Source organism: Herminiimonas contaminans (assembly GCF_015645465.1).
Lineage (GTDB): Bacteria > Pseudomonadota > Gammaproteobacteria > Burkholderiales > Burkholderiaceae_D > Oxalicibacterium > Oxalicibacterium contaminans.
Genome location: NZ_JADOEL010000002.1, coordinates 201,722 through 219,639 on the forward strand (window position 1 = coordinate 201,722; position 17,918 = coordinate 219,639).

The following is a 17,918-nucleotide window of genomic DNA, read 5'->3' on the forward strand; positions in this document are numbered from 1 at the left end:
CATTATTACCGCGTGATGACAATTCTCAAGAGTAAGACTGGCCTTACTTCGTAGCGGTGCTGCACGTATAAAAAAATTGCGCATCATAGATGCGCAAATCATTTATACCATTTTCAAATACGAATCGCCAATGAAGATTTGGCGGCATCCGCAAATCTTTTTATCGCGTGTGGCTCATGTGTAGCATCAGCCGAATTTTCGCACCGCATCCAGCGCCAGTCCGGCACCAATACTACCAAACAGATCGCCCTCTACCCGCCGTGCATCCGGCAGCAGGGAGCTGATCTTTTCACGCAACAGATGGACACCGCTGGAGCCACCAGTGAACACGACGGTATCGACATCCGCAGCGGCTATACCTGCATCTTTCAGCAAATTGGCGACCGTACTTTCAACTGTCATGACCATCTTGTCGATGGACTCATCAAACTCATCGCGGCGCAAAGTCAGTGTCGTGCTCGGCGCAATACGATCCAGCACCAATTCGGTTTCCATCTGCGACGACAAGGCTATCTTGCCCTCCTCGGCCTTCAGCGCCAGCCAGTGGCCGGAACGGTTTTCTATCAGGTGCAGCAGGCTATCGAGCTTGGGCTTGTCGCGCGCATCGCGATAGATATCCTTGATCTGCAACCAGGTCTTCTGCGAGTAAGCCAGGTTAATCGTGTGCCAGGTCGCCAGGTTGAAGTAGTAGCTGGACGGCACTTCGGTATCGTTGTTCAGGCGACTACCCAGACCGAGCAAAGGCATGATGCTGGTCAGACTCAGGTATTTATCGAAATCGGTACCGCCGATATGCACACCACCGGTCGCCAGGATATCGTCGCGACGGTCATCCTTTTTGGCCCGTTCTGGTGACAACCGTACCAGCGAGAAGTCGGAAGTACCACCACCAATATCGGCAATTAGTACCAGCTCTTCCTTATCTATCTGTGACTCGTAGTCGAACGCGGCAGCGATAGGCTCGTACTGGAAATCGATATCCTTGAAACCGACAGACTGCGCGATTTCATACAAGGTATCTTCCGCCAGGATATCGGCTTCTTCATTGCCGTCGACAAAGTAGACCGGACGACCCATGACCACGCTGGTGAACTCACGGCCGGCCGCTTTCTCAGCCCGGTCCTTCAGTTCGGCGATGAATTGCGTCAGCAAGGCGCGGAAAGGCAGAGCCTTGCCCATCACCTCGGTCTGGTCGTCGATCAAGCTGGTACCGAGCAGGCTCTTGAGCGAGCGCATCAGGCGGCCTTCGTAACCTTGCAGGTAATTTGCCAGCGCAGCGCGGCCGTAATAGACCTGCTCTTCGTCTGCGTTAAAGAAAACAACGGACGGCAAGGTAACCTTGCCATCTTCCAGTTGCAATAGTGCCGACTGGCCGGGACGGCTCCAGCCGACGGTCGAATTCGACGTCCCAAAATCGACGCCGCATGCGTTTGCCATGGAAAAAACCTGTGAAAATGAAATGGGTCACGATGATAAGTCATAGACCGCAGCAAGTGTTTATTTTCTCGCCCGTCCCGCATCTGCCGATGTTGTCATACACTTATCAGTATTCTTCTATATGCACAGTCATATTCACGCTGGCTAAATGAGGATTACAATTAATTGCCGTTCTTTCATTACCTGCAATGAACCAGTTGTCAGCAACTGTTGTCAGCACCACATGGGTACCCAATCGCTATCGATAAAGGAGACACATCATGGTTAACCTCGGCTTGCAAGTCCGCCTGGAAGCTAAACCCGGTAAGGAAAAAGAACTGGAAGAATTCCTGCGCGCGCAACTGCCGTACGCGCTTGGTGAGCCTGCCACGATAGCCTGGTTCGCCGTCAAGCTGAATGACAACACCTTCCTCATCTTCGATGCCTTCGAAAACGAAAGCGGGCGAAAAGCCCATATCGATGGCGCCATTGCCGCCGCTCTCGGTGAAGTTGCCTCCCAATTCCTGGCCAAACCACCCGTTATAGAAAAGCTCACGGTATTGGCAGCCAAGCTCCCGGGCAGCGGCGAAGTGCCGGATTCATTAGGCTAAGCAGCGAACTAGCCGTTTGCGTCGCTGCGTCGTAAAATACCGGCTTACGGAGGATTTATGAATACGAGTTGGGGTAGCGAAGAGGATATGGAAATCGATGACGAGTTCATCGCCGACATCGAGCACCTGGTGCCATCCAGGCAACGCAACCACGGCGACATCGGGACGCTGGACTTCTATGACCGGCAAGACCGCATGGCGCGCGAATTTTCCGACAAGCCACGCTAATCAAGTAACGGGTGCCACGCGCACCCGTTTTCCTGTCTGCCTCCCCTGTCTTCATCGTTAGCCATCCCTTGCAAGGAACCGCCCATGTCGCCTGTCGTACAAGCCTTCTTCGACACAGAAACCGGTACCGTCAGTTACGTCATTCATGAAGCAGGTGCAGTCGATTGCGCCATCATCGACTCCGTCCTCGATTACGATCCCAAATCCGGCCATACCAGCACCACCTCGGCCGACAAAATCATCCAATTCGTGCAAGCGCAGGGCCTGCATGTGGAGTGGATACTGGAAACCCACGCCCACGCCGACCACCTGTCCGCCGCCCCTTACCTGAAGCAGCACCTCGGTGGGCGCATCGCCATCGGCCGCATGATTACCAAAGTCCAGCGCGTGTTTGACGAAATCTTCAATCTTGAAGATTCATTCAAATTCGATGGCTCGCAATTCGACTATTTATTCGACGAAGACGAGGTTTTTCATATCGGCAAGCTACAGGCCCAGGCCTTGTACGTGCCCGGCCATACGCCCGCAGATATGGCTTATCACATCGGTGACGCGATTTTTGTCGGCGACACCCTGTTCATGCCGGACGCCGGGACCGCGCGCTGCGACTTTCCGGGCGGTGACGCCCATACCATGTACCGCTCGGCGCAAAAGATCCTGGGCTTTCCGGATCAGACACGCTTGTTTATGTGTCACGACTATCCGCCGAATGGACGTGCACCGGCCTGGGAAACGACGGTCGCCCAGCAACGCACCAAGAACATTCACATCCGCACCGGCATCAGTGCAGATGAATTCGTCGCCATGCGTACCGCGCGCGACAAAACCCTGGGTATGCCGACCCTGATCCTGCCTGCCATCCAGGTCAACATCCGCGCTGGCAATCTGCCGCCAGCCGACAACAACGGTATTCGCTACCTCAAAATTCCGCTCAACACGCTGCCGGGATAAGCGTATTCTGAGATAGCATGTCGCACCATTTATACTGCACCATTTCAGTGCTGGCATGCGTCGCTTTTGATGGCATCGATATTGCTACATGGAAATGTAGGCATTTGCCTGGGCAATACGCTGCCGCGACCAGATATCGGAAGCGCAAGCATTTGTGATTTTAGATACTGTGTACCAACATGTTGCTCTCCATGCCATCCCATCCCGCCGACCCGACACTGCAGGCCCGTTTGCTCAGCACCTTGTTGGCCAACCTGGAAGGCATGGTCTATCGCTGCCGACTCGACGCCCACTGGACCATGGAATTCGTCAGCGAAGGCTGCTTCGCACTGACTGGATATACCGAAGAAGACCTGCTCTTCAACAGCCGCATCTCCTACGAACAAATCACCCATCCCGATGACCGCCAACATGTGCGCGACACGATACAGGAAGCAGTGCAAAACAATCGCCGCTTCGACATCGAATACCGTATCGTGCGTGCCGATGGCAGCATCCGCCACGTATGGGAGCGCGGCACCAATATTTCGCATGACACCTGGGACATACTCGAAGGCTTTATCCAGGACGTGACCGAGCGCAAGCAGGCCGATGAAGCCTTGCGTGAAGCGGAGCGCCGCTATCGCAGCATCTTTGAAAATGCGATAGAAGGGATATACCAGTCGACCCCGAACGACGGTTATCTCGCCGTCAATCCGGCGCTGGCCCGCATGTACGGCTACGACAGCCCGCAGCAACTGATCTCCACGCTGCGCGACATCGATCACCAGGTCTATGTCGATCCGCAGCGTCGTCTCGAATTCAAGCGCCTGATGAGCAAGCATGGCGTCGTCACCAACTTCGAATCGCGTGTGCATCGCCGCAACGGCGAAATCATCTGGATCTCGGAAAACGCCCGTTCGGTCTACAACAGTGACGGCACGCTGCTATTCTTTGAAGGCACGGTCGAAGCCATCACCGAGCGCAAACTACACGAAGCGGAAATCCAGTTCCAGGCCACGCACGATGCACTGACCGGGCTGCCGAACCGCACCCTGCTCTACGATCGCATGCAGCGCGCCGTCCTGCATTCGCAACGTTATGGCAACCTGACCGCGATTGCCTTCCTCGACCTCGATCAGTTCAAATTCATCAATGACAGTCTGGGTCATCAGGTCGGTGACGAACTACTCAAAATCACCGCGCAGCGCCTCACCTCCTGCCTGCGCGAAAGCGACACCGTAGCGCGCCAGGGCGGCGATGAATTCGTACTGCTGCTGACCGACCAGCCGAATGAAGAAGCAATCACCCACACCATGCAGCGCGTGCTGCATGAAGTCTCGCAACCGTGGAAAGCCAATGACCTGGAATTCCAGATCACTTGCAGCATAGGCGTGACGCTGTGCCCGGATGACGGTCGTGATGCCGAGACCTTGCTAAAAAACGCCGACTCCGCGATGTACAAGGCAAAGGAACTGGGACGCAACAACTTCCAGTACTTCTCGGCCGAAATGAACACGTCAGTCACCGACCGTCTCGAATTGCTGAATCGCTTGCGCCAGGCGATTAGCAATGAAGACTTTGTCCTGCATTACCAGCCCAAGGTCTGCCTCGCCAGCCATAAGATCACGGGGGCCGAAGCACTGGTACGCTGGAATAGCGCACACTCGGGCATGGTTTCACCCGCCAGCTTCATCCCGCTGGCAGAAGAAACCGGCCTCATCATTCCGCTCGGTGAGTGGGTTCTGCGCACTGCCTGCCGACAGAACCGTGCATGGCAGGAATCCGGTTATCCGGCCATCCCGATTTCAGTCAACCTGTCGCCGCGCCAACTGGCACGTGGTGATATCGTTGAGGTCGTGGAACGGATACTGGATGAAACAGGTCTGCAGCCGCAATACCTGGAACTGGAAATTACCGAAAGCGTGATGACCACCGACGTGGAAAAATCATTTGCGCTACTGACCCGCTTGCGCGCACTCGGCGTCAAGATTTCGCTGGATGATTTCGGCACTGGCTACTCCAGCCTGAGCTACCTGAAACGCTTCCCGGTCGATACGCTGAAGATAGACCAATCCTTCGTGCGCGACATTGCCACCGACCAGGACAGTGCGGCGATCGTGAAAGCAATTATTTCACTCGGAAGAAACCTGAATCTGACCGTGCTGGCCGAAGGAATAGAAAGCGCAGAGCAATTCCGTTTCCTGCTGGAAAACGGCTGCGATGAAGGCCAGGGTTACCTGATGAGCAAGCCGATACCGAATAAAAACTTTGTCGATTTGCTGACGCAGTAGCCTGTTGCAGGCTACTGCTGGCAGAGAGATGAAGACGCTTAGAAATTCAGGCGCTTGACGCCATCGGCAGTACCGAGCAAACCGATATTCGCACCACGACGCGCAAACAAGCCTACCGTCACAACACCCACGATATCGTTAATCTGCGCTTCCAGCGCTGCCGGATCCTGTATCTGCAGACCCAGCACATCGATGATGTAACAGCCGTTATCCGTCACCACTGGTTTGCCGTCTTTCACGCGCAAACGTGGCTCGCCACCGAGTGCGGCCAGCTTGCGTGCCACCACCGCCTGTGCCATCGGAATCACTTCTACCGGCAAGGGGAAAGCGCCCAGCTTATCAACCAACTTGGAGCCATCAGCGATACAGACGAATTGCTTGGCGACCGAAGCCACGATCTTTTCACGTGTCAACGCCGCGCCACCACCTTTGATCATCGCGCCCTGCGCAGTGATCTCGTCCGCACCATCGATATATACCGACATCGTATCGATATCGTTGAGGTCAAAAACTGGAATGCCGTGGCCGCGCAAGCGCTCAGCGGTCGCTTCGGACGACGCTACTGCGCCTTTGATGCGGTCCTTGATCTTGCCCAATTCATCAATGAAAAAATTGGCAGTAGAACCGGTACCGACACCGATGATTTCACCCGCCACTACGTAATCGATGGCAGCACGCGCCACCGCTTGTTTCATTTCGTCTTGAGTCATGAGCTATGCAAGGAAAAGTCTGAAGAAGGCAGCCATTTTACCGGAAGCCCCGGTGTACCAGCCTCAAATACAGGAAAATTGCGGCAAAAATTGGGGAGCGCCGCTCTGCAACACCTGAGTTGAGCAATTATCAGCCTGCTAAGTTTTCTCGTCGTTCGAGTGCTCCAGCGTCTCGAACAGGGCGATTTGCAGGCGTGTATGCCAGCGCACGAAAGTCTTCCACAGCAGTGCCGTGACTATCGCTGCCGCCAGCAGCAAGAGCATCAGCATATTCGTCGGTGGCAGGATACGTGCACTCAGCAAACCGATCAGCAACAGGATGCCAGCGATAGACAACAACGGAATCACCTCGGAAATCAGGCGCCGCAGCCCATACACAAAGTGCCCGCCATCACCGATCACGATTTCCGCCAGTAGCTGGCTCAGCGCATTCAGCTTGCGGTAAGTTGCAATCAGGAACGGCAGCGACAACGCAAGCGCCCCTGCAAACACAATCGCCTTCTGCGTATGCTCATCAGCGATGGAACCCGCCAGGTGCTTCTCTATCACGCCAAACACATAAATCCCCGCCAGGAAAACCGCCGCTGTCATCGCGCAGTTCACGATCACCTGCGCTACGATGCGCACAATGATCTTGAACAAGGCGGCGCGATCCCCTTCCGGCTGCTTGTGCTGCAACCAGTCGGTATAGCGGTTGGCGACACGGCTGATACTGTCCGGCATGGCCGCTGCCGCACGCAAGGAAACCGGATCAGCCCACTTGATCAGATATGGTGTCAGCAAGGTAGTGACAGCTGAAACCGCCACCACGATCGGATACAGGAAATCACTGGTGACCTGCAGTGTCAGGCCCAGCGAAGCAATGATGAAAGAAAACTCGCCTATCTGCGACAAGCCCATGCCGACCCGCATCGAAGTCCGGCCATCATTACCGGCTATAAACGTCCCCAGGCCGCAGGCAAACACCTTGCCCAGCACCACCGCCACCGTAATCACTGCGATCGGCCACGCATAGGTAACCAGCACCGTTGGATTGAACAACAAGCCGACACCGACAAAAAACAAGGCACTGAACATATCGCGTATCGGTGCGATCAATCGTTCTATCAAATGCAGCTGCCGCGCCTCGGCCATAATCGCGCCTATCATGAAGGCACCGAGTGCAATGCTGTACTCCATCTGCAGCACCAGCAGGCAAAAACCGAAACACAGGCCCAGTACCGTAATCAGGAACACCTCATTGCTTTTGAATCTGGCGACATAAGCCAGTATGCGTGGCACCAGCAACAAGCCAAGTACCAGCGTCACAATCATGAACAGGGACAGCTTGCCGACCGTCACGAAGACATCACCGGCATCAACCGAACCATTCATCGCGATGCCGGACAAGAGCGCGATCATGCCGATGGCGAGTACATCCTCAACAATCAGGATGCCGAAAATCAGCTGGGCGAAACGCTCATGCTTCAGCCCCAGCTCATCCAGCGCCTTGATGATGATGGTGGTTGAAGAAATGGCCAGCATCGCACCGAGAAACAATGCATCCATCGCTTTCCAGCCGAAGTAACGTCCTATCTCATACCCGATCCAGGTCATCAGGACGATCTCTCCGAACGCAGCGATGAATGCGGTCACGCCGACGCGGCTGAGCTTCTTCAGGTTGAACTCCAGCCCCAATGAAAACATCAGGAACACCACACCCAGCTCCGCCACGATCTTGATCGTGCGGTCATCCTGTATCAGTTCAAATGGTGGGGTGTGCGGGCCGATAATGACACCGGCCAGGATATAGCCGAGTACGACTGGCTGCCTGAAGTAATGGAAAATGATCGTGACGATACCGGCGATCAACATAATCACCGCCAGATCCTGAATAAATTCAGCTCCATGCATAGATTCAACTTTCGGTTTGTTTCTACTGGAGTGCGGACTGATGCGTGACGCGATGTGGCTGGTTTAAGCGTACACACAGATCTGGCCTGTGTCTACGGGGTATTAGTGAATGGCGACTGTTGTCAACTTATGAACGGTGGGATTTTGTACCCGTGGCAGTGATGCCGTTCTTTCTTCGTGAAAAAGTAAGTTGCCAAGAGCGGTTCAGGTAACTCATAAAGGCTTCGGTTGTGAGTCCACTGTGACGATGCCGTTTGTGCGGGACAGAAAATGGAAAAAGAAGTGGGTGTGTTTGAGCGCAGCGAGTTTCGCCCACTTCCCATTTTTTGTCCTGCATAGACGGGGACCCCGCAGGGGCAGCGGCGCCGTGGTCGCCTTTCTTTGCTTACTTTCTTTGGCGAAGCAAAGAAAGTGAGTGGCTGCCGGGCCACCCCCGGCAACCCCACTCTCCACGAATAGCAAACAACATCAGCACCACAAAACTGAAAACCAACCCGCCAATAAAAAAGCCGCTAAAAGCGGCTTTCTTTAAATCAAAACTGAAGCATCACTTCAACCCAGCAGCAGCCTTAGCCAAAGCAGTAACCCGATCCCAAGCCCCAGCCGCCAGTGCATCCTTAGGCGTCAACCAAGACCCACCGACACAAGCCACGTTCTTGCACGCCAGGAACTGCGCCGCAGTCTCCTGCGAAATCCCGCCGGTAGGACAGAACAGTACATCAGGCAAAGGCCCGGCAATCGCATTCAACATGCCAACGCCACCCGCAGGCACCGCCGGGAATAATTTCAACTGATGGAAACCAGCTTCCCGCGCCGCCATCACTTCCGACGGCGTCATCACACCCGGCAACAAAGGCAAACCACTCGCCAGCGAGCCCTGTATCAGCTCCTTGGTCAAGCCCGGCGATACACCAAAGACCGCACCCGCATCACGCGCCGCGGCAAAGTCTTCCGAACGTGTCAGCGTCCCGACACCGAGTATCGCTTCCGGCACCTGCTCCGCAATCGCGCGTATCGCGCTCAGGCCATGCTGGGTGCGCAAGGTCACTTCCAGCACACGGATACCGCCCGCCACCAGCGCGCGCGCCAGCGGCACTGCATGCGCCAGGTCATCGATAGCTATCACCGGTATGACCGGCGAGGTACGCATGATTTCCAGCAGATTCATATTCAGTTTCCTATAGGTCGCTCTATCAGATTATCTTCATCAACAAACGGCTCATCGTCCGGCACCGCCAGGGTATTGGTGGTTTTGTCTTCGTCAGCTTCCAGCAGTGGTGGTGGCAGGCCGAAGGTAGTCGCACCTTCTTCTGCGGCACTAACCGAATGACGGAACATCGCAAACAATTCACGGCCCATACCGATTTCATTTTGCGACAGGTCTGCAGGCTCGACGCCACGTGCCGCCCATTCAGCTTCTGGTACCAATGCTTGCAACACGCCGGTTTCGGCGTTGAGTTCTATCATGTCGCCGCTACGCACTCGGCCCAAAGGACCGCCTGCCAATACTTCCGGCGAAACGTGGATAGCGGCCGGTACTTTACCCGACGCCCCGGACATACGACCATCCGTCACCAAAGCAACATGACGTCCTGCATCCTGCAAGCTGCCCAGCGCCGGTGTCAACGCATGTAATTCCGGCATACCGTTCGCACGTGGCCCCTGATGACGCAAGACGGCGATGAAGTCACGATTCAACTCACCGGCCTGATACGCATGCATGAAGGCTTCCTGCGATTCGAATACGATGGCTGGCGCGGTGACTATCCGATGCTGTACCTTGACCGCCGACACCTTGATGACCGCACGCCCCAGGTTACCGGACATGAGCTTCATGCCGCCGTCGCCGGAGAATGGTTCGGCAGCCGTGCGCAATACATCGGTATTGCCGCTGACAGCTGCCGCCGGTTTCCAGACTACCTGCTCACCTTGCAGGAAAGGCTCGCTGGCATGCGCGCGCAAGCCGCGGCCGAGGATGGTCATGACGTCGTCATGCAAGAGTCCGGCATCCAGCAATTCACGGATCACGAAACCGGTGCCGCCCGCAGCGTGGAAGTGATTCACGTCGGCGTCGCCGTTTGGATATATACGTGCCACCAGCGGTGCAACCGCCGACAAGGCATCGAAGTCATCCCAGTCGATCACGATACCGGCCGCTTTCGCCATCGCCACCAGGTGCAAGGTGTGATTGGTTGAACCACCGGTAGCCAGCAATGCCATGACTGCGTTGACGATGGTTTTTTCATCGACCAGGCGGCCGATAGGCGTATAGGTCTGGCCTTGCGCACTGATTTCGACTGCACGCTGGGCGGCGTGGGCCGTCAATGCGTCGCGCAGAGGCGTGTTGGGTGTAATGAAAGCAGCGCCCGGCAGATGCAGGCCCATGACTTCCATCAACATTTGATTACTGTTCGCGGTGCCGTAGAAAGTACAGGTACCGGCGTCGTGGTAAGACTTGCCCTCTGCTTCCAGCAATTCTTCGCGGCCGATTTTTCCTTGCGCGTAGAGCTGGCGTATTTTGGCTTTTTCCGGATTCGACATGCCGCTGGTCATGGGCCCGGCCGGGACGAATACCGCAGGCAAATGACCGAAGTGTAAAGCACCTATGACCAGGCCCGGCACGATTTTGTCGCACACGCCCAGATAGACGGCAGCGTCGAACATATTGTGGGACAAGGCGATGGCGGTCGACATGGCGATCGTGTCGCGCGAGAACAGCGACAACTCCATGCCTGGTTGCCCCTGCGTAATACCGTCGCACATGGCGGGTACGCCACCGGCGAATTGCGCCACGCCACCGGCTTTGCGCACCGCATCCTTGATGATGTGCGGGAAGCGCTCGAAAGGCTGATGTGCCGACAGCATATCGTTATAGGCAGAGACGATGGCGATCGAGGGGGCGAGCTGCTGCTTCAGTATCAGCTTGTCGTTGGCGGGAGAAGCGGCAAAACCATGCGCCAGATTGGTACAGGACAGCGTACTGCGTTGCACACCCTTTTGACGCGTATTTTCCAAACGTTGAAGGTAAGCAGCGCGATACGGCCGGCTACGCTCTACGATCCGTGCGGTTACGGCAGTCACAACAGGATGGAGCGACATATTAAATCCCTAGAAAAACAGTTTTGAAATTTTACTACAATAATTTACAGCTACCTATCGTCATTTTTTACCCGGGCACGAAAAGTCATGACTACGCTATGACTACATTACGCGTCAGAAATTCATTCCTGCGTGATCCCGCAGCAAACCGGGGAATTATGAGATTGGATTGAACTTTCCTTGCTAGCAGGTATCCGTTACAGGCTCACTACAAATCAGGAGCGTAGCAAATTTAATGCTTTGCATTGCCGCACGCAAATTTATTTGTAGTGAAATTACCATAAATTGATGTATAGTGAAAACCAACCATAGATCGCATATAACGCCCATGCGCACGACCCTTACCGCTACTGCCGCCTTCCAGGCGCTGCAACAGCACCATACAGAAAACAAAGACCGACAGGTTCGTCATTTATTTGCGCAAGATCCTGCCCGTTTCAGCAAATTATCCGCCGAAGGCGCTGGCCTGTTCCTCGACTATTCAAAAAATATAGTCGATGACAAAACCATGACATTGCTGTACGCATTGGCGCGCGAAACACAGGTCGAAGCACAGCGCGATGCCATGTTTGCCGGCCAGGAAGTCAATCGTACCGAACACCGCGCCGTCCTGCACACTGCCCTGCGCAAGCCGCGCAATGAGAAGCTGGTACTGGGACAGCAAGACCTTGTGCCCGAGGTACACGCCGTGCTGGACCGCATGGGCGTTTTCAGCGAACGCGTCCGCTCTGGCGCATGGCGCGGTTACGACGACCGTGAGATTACAGATGTCGTCAATATCGGCATAGGCGGCTCCTACCTCGGTCCGAAGATGACTTGCCAGGCACTGCGCTCCTTTGCCCATCCACGCCTGAACACACACTTTGTCTCGAACGTGGATGGTCACGATCTCGACGCCTTGCTTACCCGCATCAACCCTGCCACGACCCTGTTCATCATTGCTTCCAAAGGTTTTAATACTGCCGAAACCATGATGAATGCACAGTCGGCACGCGCATGGTTCCTGCGTCACGCGAAGGAAAGCGATTTAAGCAAACACTTCGTCGCCGTCTCTACCCATCTCGATGCGGTACAGGCTTTCGGCATAGCGCCGGAGAATATGTTCCCGTTCTGGGATTGGGTTGGCGGTCGCTACTCGGTATGGTCGGCCATCGGTCTGGCACTCATGCTGTCGATCGGACCGGAATGCTTCAGGGAATTCCTCGCTGGTGCGCATGCGATGGATCAGCACTTCCAGCAAGTACCACTGGAAGAAAACCTGCCTGTCATCCTCGCGCTGATCGGTATCTGGAACCGTAACATCCTCGGCAGCAGCTCGATTTCGATTGCGCCTTACCATCAGGACTTGCGCCTGTTCCCCGGCTATCTGCAGCAGCTGGAAATGGAAAGCAATGGCAAGAGCGTGCAAGTCGATGGCTCCAAAACCAGCACCACGACCTGCCCTATCATCTGGGGCGACGTCGGCACCAACGGCCAGCACGCCTACTTCCAGTTATTGCATCAGGGTACTGACGTCATGGCAGTCGATTTCATTGCTGCGCTGAAGCCTACCCATTCCATGCAACAGCACCAGGTGCAGTTGCTGGCAAATTGCTTCGCACAATCCGAAGCCTTCATGCGCGGCAAAAATGCCGACGAGGTACGCGCCGATATGCAGGCACAAGGTTTGCCGGAAGCTGAAATTCAAAAGCTATTGCCGCATCGCATCTTCCCTGGCAATCGCCCGAGCAATACCATCCTGATGGAAACCCTGAATCCGCACGCACTGGGCGCATTGATTGCACTGTATGAACACAAGGTGTTTGTACAAGGCGCGATCTGGGGCATTAACAGTTTCGATCAATGGGGCGTAGAGTTGGGCAAGATACTAGCAAAAAACATCGCAGCCGAACTCAGCGATAAAGCCAAACCAGAGCAACATGACAGCTCGACCAATGGCCTGATCGCACGTGCCAAGGCTGCACTCTAAAAACAATAACGTTCTGACGAACACTTACTTACATTAAAACCCTTCATCATGGCTCTTACCGATTTTGATCTTGTCTTGTTTGGCGGCGGCGGCGACCTGTCGATGCGCAAACTGATTCCTGCGCTGTATGCACGTGACCGCGCCGGGGATTTGCCTGCCACGGCCCAGATCATCTGCGTCGGGCGCAACGAGCGCAGCACAGCCGAGTTCATCGAGACCGTGAATGAGAACGCCAAATCACACATCAACGAAAAGACCTTCAGCCAGGCCGTGTGGGACAAGTTTTGCGCCCGTATCAAATACGTCGCGCTGGACGCCAGCGATGCCAACACCTATCAGCCGCTGAATGACGCCTTGCGCGACAGCAGCAGCGTGACCCGCGTGTTTTACCTGGCGACGCCGCCTACCCTGTTTGCCAGCATTTGCCACAACCTGTCGGCACGCGGCCTCGCAACAGAACAAACCCGCGTCGTGCTGGAAAAGCCGCTGGGTCGTGATCTCGCCAGCGCGAAACAGATCAATCAGGAAGTCAGCCAGGTCTTCAAGGAATCGCAGATCTACCGTATCGACCATTACCTCGGCAAAGAGGCGGTGCAAAACTTGCTGGCACTGCGTTTTGGCAATGTGCTGTTTGAACCGTTGTGGCGTCGTGAATGGATTTCCGACGTACAGATCACGATTGCGGAAGAAATCGGTGTCGGCAACCGCATGGGTTACTACGAAACCTCCGGTGCGCTGCGCGATATGATGCAGAACCATTTGCTGCAACTGCTGTGTATTGTGGCGATGGAGCCACCACTGTCGGTGACACCGGATGCTGTGCGCGATGAAAAGCTGAAAGTATTGCGCTCGCTGAAACCTTTCACACAAAACACCCTGGCCAAGAATGTCGTGCGCGGCCAATACCGCGCCGGTCACGTCAATGGCGTCGCGGTACCGGCGTATCGCCAGGAAAAAACTGCCGACCCTGATTCCAATACCGAAACCTTCGTCGCCGTCAAAGCAGAGATCGATACCTGGCGCTGGGCTGGCGTGCCCTTCTACCTGCGTACCGGCAAGCGCATGGCTGACCAATTGGCAGAAATCGTGGTGCGTTTCAAATCGATCCCGCATTCGATCTTTGCGCAATCGACCAGCAGCTTCCAGCCGAACTGCCTGGTCATCCGCCTGCAACCGGACGATGGCCTGCAACTCAACCTGATGGCGAAAACACCGGGCGATGGCATGCGCCTGAAACCGGTCGAACTGGAACTCGACTTTGCAGAAACCTTCAAGGCACCACGCATGGACGCCTATGAACGCCTGCTGCTGGACGTCTTGCGCGGCCAGCTGACTCTGTTTATGCGCAGCGATGAACTCGAAGCTGCCTGGGAGTGGGTAGAACCGGTACTGCGTTACTGGGAACAGGAAGGCAATGAACCGCTGCCGTACGCATCCGGTACCTGGGGTCCAGCCGCATCCAGCTCGCTGATCGGGCGCGACGGCCTGCAATGGCGCGAAGAAGCCCTGCCGGAATAAGCGGAATACACCGGCATGCTGCTCGATTCCATACGCACGCAATACGACTCGCTTTCCAAATCGGAAAAGAAAGTCGCACTGGCCGTACTGGAACAGCCTGAACTGGCGATCGCAGAAAACATCACTGCACTGGCGAAAAAAGCCGATGTCTCGGAGCCGACCGTGGTGCGCTTTTGCCGCGCCATCGGTTTCGACGGCTGGCAAGCCTTCAAACTCAAACTGGCGCAGGGCCTGGCGCTGTCTACTGGTGATGGCGCATCGCCAGTGCTGGACGACATGGCGGCCGACCTGGTTGATAAAGTCTGCAACCGCTCCATCAACACCCTGCTCGACCTGCGCAACAGCCTGGATGCGAATGCGATAGAACAGGCTTTGCAGGTGCTGGGACGTGCCAACACCATAGAATTTTACGGCCAGGGAACGTCCGGTATCATCGCTGCCGATGCCCAGCATAAATTCTTCCGCTCCGGTGTACCTACCGTCGCCTACTCGGACCCGCACATACACAGCATCGCTGCGTCCCTGCTGAAGAAAGGTGACGTCGTGGTCGCCATCTCGCAACGCGGCAACAGCGTATCGCTGCTGCGCAGCGTGCAACTGGCGCGCAGCTCAGGCGCGGCTATCGTCGTGCTGGCACCCAGCGGCACACCGCTGGCCGAACTGGCGACAGTACTGATTCCTATCGACTTGCACTTCCATACCGACCCATACACACCGATCTCGGCCCGCCTCGCGCATCTGGTCGTCATCGACATCCTGGCGGTCGGCCTGGCGCTGCGCCTCAGTCCCGAACGCCGTAAAAAAATGCTCCATGCGCAAAAGGCCTTGCAGAAATTCGACCTGCAATTCGACTCCTTCCTGCAAGCGCCGTGAGATTTGCCTGCTCAGCTGGCAGCAAAAATGGCGAAACATTGCGTACAATAAGCTTGTCTATACCTCCCCTTACAGCCAACGTTAGCGTGCCATGAACCAACTCGAACAACTGAAGCAATACACCACCATAGTTGCCGACACAGGCGACTTCCAGTCGATCAAGGCTTTTGCACCACAAGATGCAACGACCAATCCTTCGCTGATCCTGAAGGCTGTACAGAAGGATGAGTACCGTCCCATCATGGAAAAGGTCGCGCGCGACCACGCGGGCAAAAGCACCAATGAAATCGTCGATCACTTGCTGGTCGCCTTCGGCCAGGAAATCCTGAAAGTCATTCCTGGTCGTGTTTCCACCGAAACCGATGCGCGCCTGTCTTTCGACACTGAAGGCTCGATTGAAAAAGGCCGCACCCTGATCCGCCTGTACGAAGCAGCGGGTATCTCGCGTGACCGCGTCCTGATCAAGATCGCATCGACCTGGGAAGGCATACGTGCTGCGCAGGTGCTGGAAAAAGAAGGCATACACTGCAACCTCACCTTGCTGTTCTCGCTGCCGCAAGCCATCGCCTGCGCCGATGCACGCGTGCAACTGATCTCGCCTTTCGTCGGCCGCATCTACGACTGGTACAAAAAATCGACCGGTACCGACTACACCGGCGCAGATGATCCGGGCGTGCAATCGGTCAAGCGCATCTACACCTACTATCGCAAATTCGATTACGCGACCGAAGTCATGGGTGCCAGCTTCCGTAACACCTCACAAATCATCGAGCTGGCTGGTTGCGACTTGCTGACCATCAGCCCGGAACTCTTGCAGAAGTTGGCTGAAACCGACGCCCCACTGACACGCAAGCTGGTACCGGCAGAAGCGAAGAATGCAGACATCGTCAAACTCACGCTGGATGAAAAAACCTTCCGCAGCCTGTTGAATGACGATGCAATGGCAACCGAGAAACTGGCAGAAGGCATACGTGCATTCTGCGTCGATGCAGTCAAACTCGACAAGTTGATTGAATCAGTAAAGTAAATCGGCGCTGCTCCGTTCGGACCAGCTGATTTTCAAGCAAAAGGGCAAGGGCAACCTTGCCCTTTTGCGTTGCTTACGCAGCTACAGCATTCAATGCGAGCGTCGGTATGTAATCCGTTGCGGACTGACTGAGTTTATTCAGCCTGCGCCACTCTTGCGGCGAAACACCATGAACGGAATTGAAAACCCGGGTGAAATGCGACTGGTCGCAAAATCCATGCATGTAAGCGATGTCAGTGAGATGCAGGTCTGACAGCAACATGCTGCTGCAAGCCGTCGTAATACGTCGTTGCAAAATATAGATACGCGGCGAAACGCCCAAGCTTTGCTTAAAGATGCGTGAAAAGTGACTCACGCTTAATTCCAGTGCAGCGGCCAGATCCATGGTGCGGATACGCGTCGCCATGCACTCGTCTATATACGCATTCAGACGCTGGATTTGCCAGGCAGCAAGGACGTTCTTTCCGGCCTGCTCTGGCTTACTGCTCTCTTCCTGAAAAGAGATGTCGATAATATTGAGTGCAGATGCTGCTGTCTGCCCAGGTTTGCGTGCGGGATAGCTATGCGGCGGGCGGCGCAGTGGGAGGGTATGCACGAGTTGGCTCCTGTTAACATCACATCAAATACACAAGCAAGAATGATGCGTGCGTAAGCCCGTGTGCAACAGCCCCTGGCTGGGGGAAGTAAAACTACACTAAAGTGTGGTTTACGCGCCTGACTACAACTCTATAAAGCCGCGCTCTATGCCTATGGTCACCGCATGCGTACGGTTGTTGGCACCGAGCTTGTCCATGATGCTGCGCAGATGGCCTTTGATCGTATCCTCCGTCAATACCAGTTCCTGCGCAATCTGCTTATTGCTCAGGCCTTGCGCGATCAGCTTCAGTACCTGGATTTCACGCGGGCTGAGGCAATCCTGCCCCATATACTCCATCAGTTCGGCAGATATTTCCGGCGGAAAATAACGCTGCCCTGCTGCCAGTGCGCGTATCGCATCACACAACTCCTTGCGCAAGGCACTCTTGAGCAAATAGCCCTGTGCACCAGCCTTGATCGCATGCAAGGCGCGTACATCACCGCGATAAGTCGTGAGTATTGCAATGCGCGCCTGCGGGAATTCGGCACGTATCATGCGCACCGCATCTATGCCATTCGCATTCGGCATTTGCAGGTCGATCAGCGTCACATCCGGCTGCAGCGTGCGAAACAGAACCAGCGCCTCATTACCGTCCGCGGCTTCACCGACCAGCTCGATATCGCTTTGACTGCCGATCACCGCAGCGATCCCCTCCAGCATTAACGGATGGTCATCCGCGACAAGTACACGTATGGTTTTATTTGCAGTCATCA

Annotated in this window: 15 protein-coding genes; 8 read left to right on the top strand and 7 right to left on the bottom strand. The window is 55.4% G+C overall.

Going from position 1 to position 17,918, the window contains the following annotated elements; all coding sequences use genetic code 11:
- Positions 1–186: 186 nt before the first annotated feature.
- Positions 187–1,437: an Hsp70 family protein gene (locus tag IXC47_RS03335; protein WP_195874687.1), complete on the bottom strand. Its 1,251-nt coding sequence runs from the start codon at positions 1,435–1,437 to the stop codon at positions 187–189.
- Between the two features lie 260 nt (positions 1,438–1,697).
- Here IXC47_RS03335 and IXC47_RS03340 point away from each other — a divergent pair, with 260 nt between their 5' ends.
- The 4 genes from IXC47_RS03340 (at position 1,698) to IXC47_RS03355 (ending at position 5,479) form a co-directional block, all read left to right on the top strand.
- The gene (locus IXC47_RS03340) at positions 1,698–2,027 is read left to right on the top strand and encodes a putative quinol monooxygenase (protein WP_175625533.1); all 330 of its coding nucleotides are present in this window, start codon (positions 1,698–1,700) and stop codon (positions 2,025–2,027) included.
- 57 nt (positions 2,028–2,084) lie between these two features.
- Positions 2,085–2,255 (top strand): hypothetical protein, encoded by a 171-nt coding sequence (locus IXC47_RS03345; RefSeq protein WP_175625532.1) that lies wholly within the window; start codon positions 2,085–2,087, stop codon positions 2,253–2,255.
- An 84-nt stretch (positions 2,256–2,339) separates the two neighbouring features.
- On the top strand, positions 2,340–3,206 hold the full coding sequence (locus IXC47_RS03350; RefSeq protein ID WP_195874688.1) for an MBL fold metallo-hydrolase: 867 nt from the start codon (positions 2,340–2,342) through the stop codon (positions 3,204–3,206).
- Between the two features lie 191 nt (positions 3,207–3,397).
- A complete protein-coding gene (locus IXC47_RS03355) occupies positions 3,398–5,479 on the top strand; it encodes a putative bifunctional diguanylate cyclase/phosphodiesterase (protein WP_230089370.1) in 2,082 nt (693 codons plus the stop codon).
- A gap of 38 nt (positions 5,480–5,517) precedes the next feature.
- Here the strand turns inward: IXC47_RS03355 and rpiA are convergent, their stop codons facing one another.
- From rpiA to edd, 4 genes are all read right to left on the bottom strand, one after another.
- On the bottom strand, positions 5,518–6,189 hold the full coding sequence (rpiA, locus tag IXC47_RS03360) for a ribose-5-phosphate isomerase RpiA (RefSeq protein ID WP_195874690.1): 672 nt from the start codon (positions 6,187–6,189) through the stop codon (positions 5,518–5,520).
- A gap of 138 nt (positions 6,190–6,327) precedes the next feature.
- Positions 6,328–8,082, bottom strand: a complete 1,755-nt coding sequence (locus IXC47_RS03365; RefSeq protein ID WP_195874691.1) for a cation:proton antiporter — start codon at positions 8,080–8,082, stop codon at positions 6,328–6,330.
- Positions 8,083–8,629: 547 nt separating this feature from the next.
- Positions 8,630–9,250, bottom strand: coding sequence for a bifunctional 4-hydroxy-2-oxoglutarate aldolase/2-dehydro-3-deoxy-phosphogluconate aldolase (gene eda, locus IXC47_RS03370; RefSeq protein WP_195874692.1), 621 nt, complete (start codon positions 9,248–9,250; stop codon positions 8,630–8,632).
- A 2-nt stretch (positions 9,251–9,252) separates the two neighbouring features.
- Positions 9,253–11,181, bottom strand: coding sequence for a phosphogluconate dehydratase (gene edd / locus IXC47_RS03375; RefSeq protein ID WP_195874693.1), 1,929 nt, complete (start codon positions 11,179–11,181; stop codon positions 9,253–9,255).
- Between the two features lie 328 nt (positions 11,182–11,509).
- On the opposite strand from edd, the gene pgi reads away from it, so the two are divergent.
- The 4 genes from pgi (at position 11,510) to tal (ending at position 16,568) form a co-directional block, all read left to right on the top strand.
- Positions 11,510–13,150: a glucose-6-phosphate isomerase gene (gene pgi, locus IXC47_RS03380; RefSeq protein ID WP_195874694.1), complete on the top strand. Its 1,641-nt coding sequence runs from the start codon at positions 11,510–11,512 to the stop codon at positions 13,148–13,150.
- A gap of 48 nt (positions 13,151–13,198) precedes the next feature.
- Positions 13,199–14,668: a glucose-6-phosphate dehydrogenase gene (gene zwf / locus IXC47_RS03385; protein ID WP_195874695.1), complete on the top strand. Its 1,470-nt coding sequence runs from the start codon at positions 13,199–13,201 to the stop codon at positions 14,666–14,668.
- Positions 14,669–14,683: 15 nt separating this feature from the next.
- Entirely contained in the window at positions 14,684–15,541 is an 858-nt protein-coding gene (locus IXC47_RS03390) for a MurR/RpiR family transcriptional regulator (protein ID WP_175625523.1), read from the top strand.
- Positions 15,542–15,632: 91 nt separating this feature from the next.
- Positions 15,633–16,568: a transaldolase gene (gene tal, locus IXC47_RS03395; protein ID WP_195874696.1), complete on the top strand. Its 936-nt coding sequence runs from the start codon at positions 15,633–15,635 to the stop codon at positions 16,566–16,568.
- Positions 16,569–16,641: 73 nt separating this feature from the next.
- On the opposite strand, the gene IXC47_RS19510 is transcribed toward tal, so the two are convergent.
- The gene (locus IXC47_RS19510) at positions 16,642–17,163 is read right to left on the bottom strand and encodes a helix-turn-helix transcriptional regulator (protein ID WP_195874697.1); all 522 of its coding nucleotides are present in this window, start codon (positions 17,161–17,163) and stop codon (positions 16,642–16,644) included.
- A 123-nt stretch (positions 17,164–17,286) separates the two neighbouring features.
- Positions 17,287–17,916 (bottom strand): response regulator, encoded by a 630-nt coding sequence (locus tag IXC47_RS03405; protein ID WP_175626075.1) that lies wholly within the window; start codon positions 17,914–17,916, stop codon positions 17,287–17,289.
- Positions 17,917–17,918 lie beyond the last annotated feature (2 nt).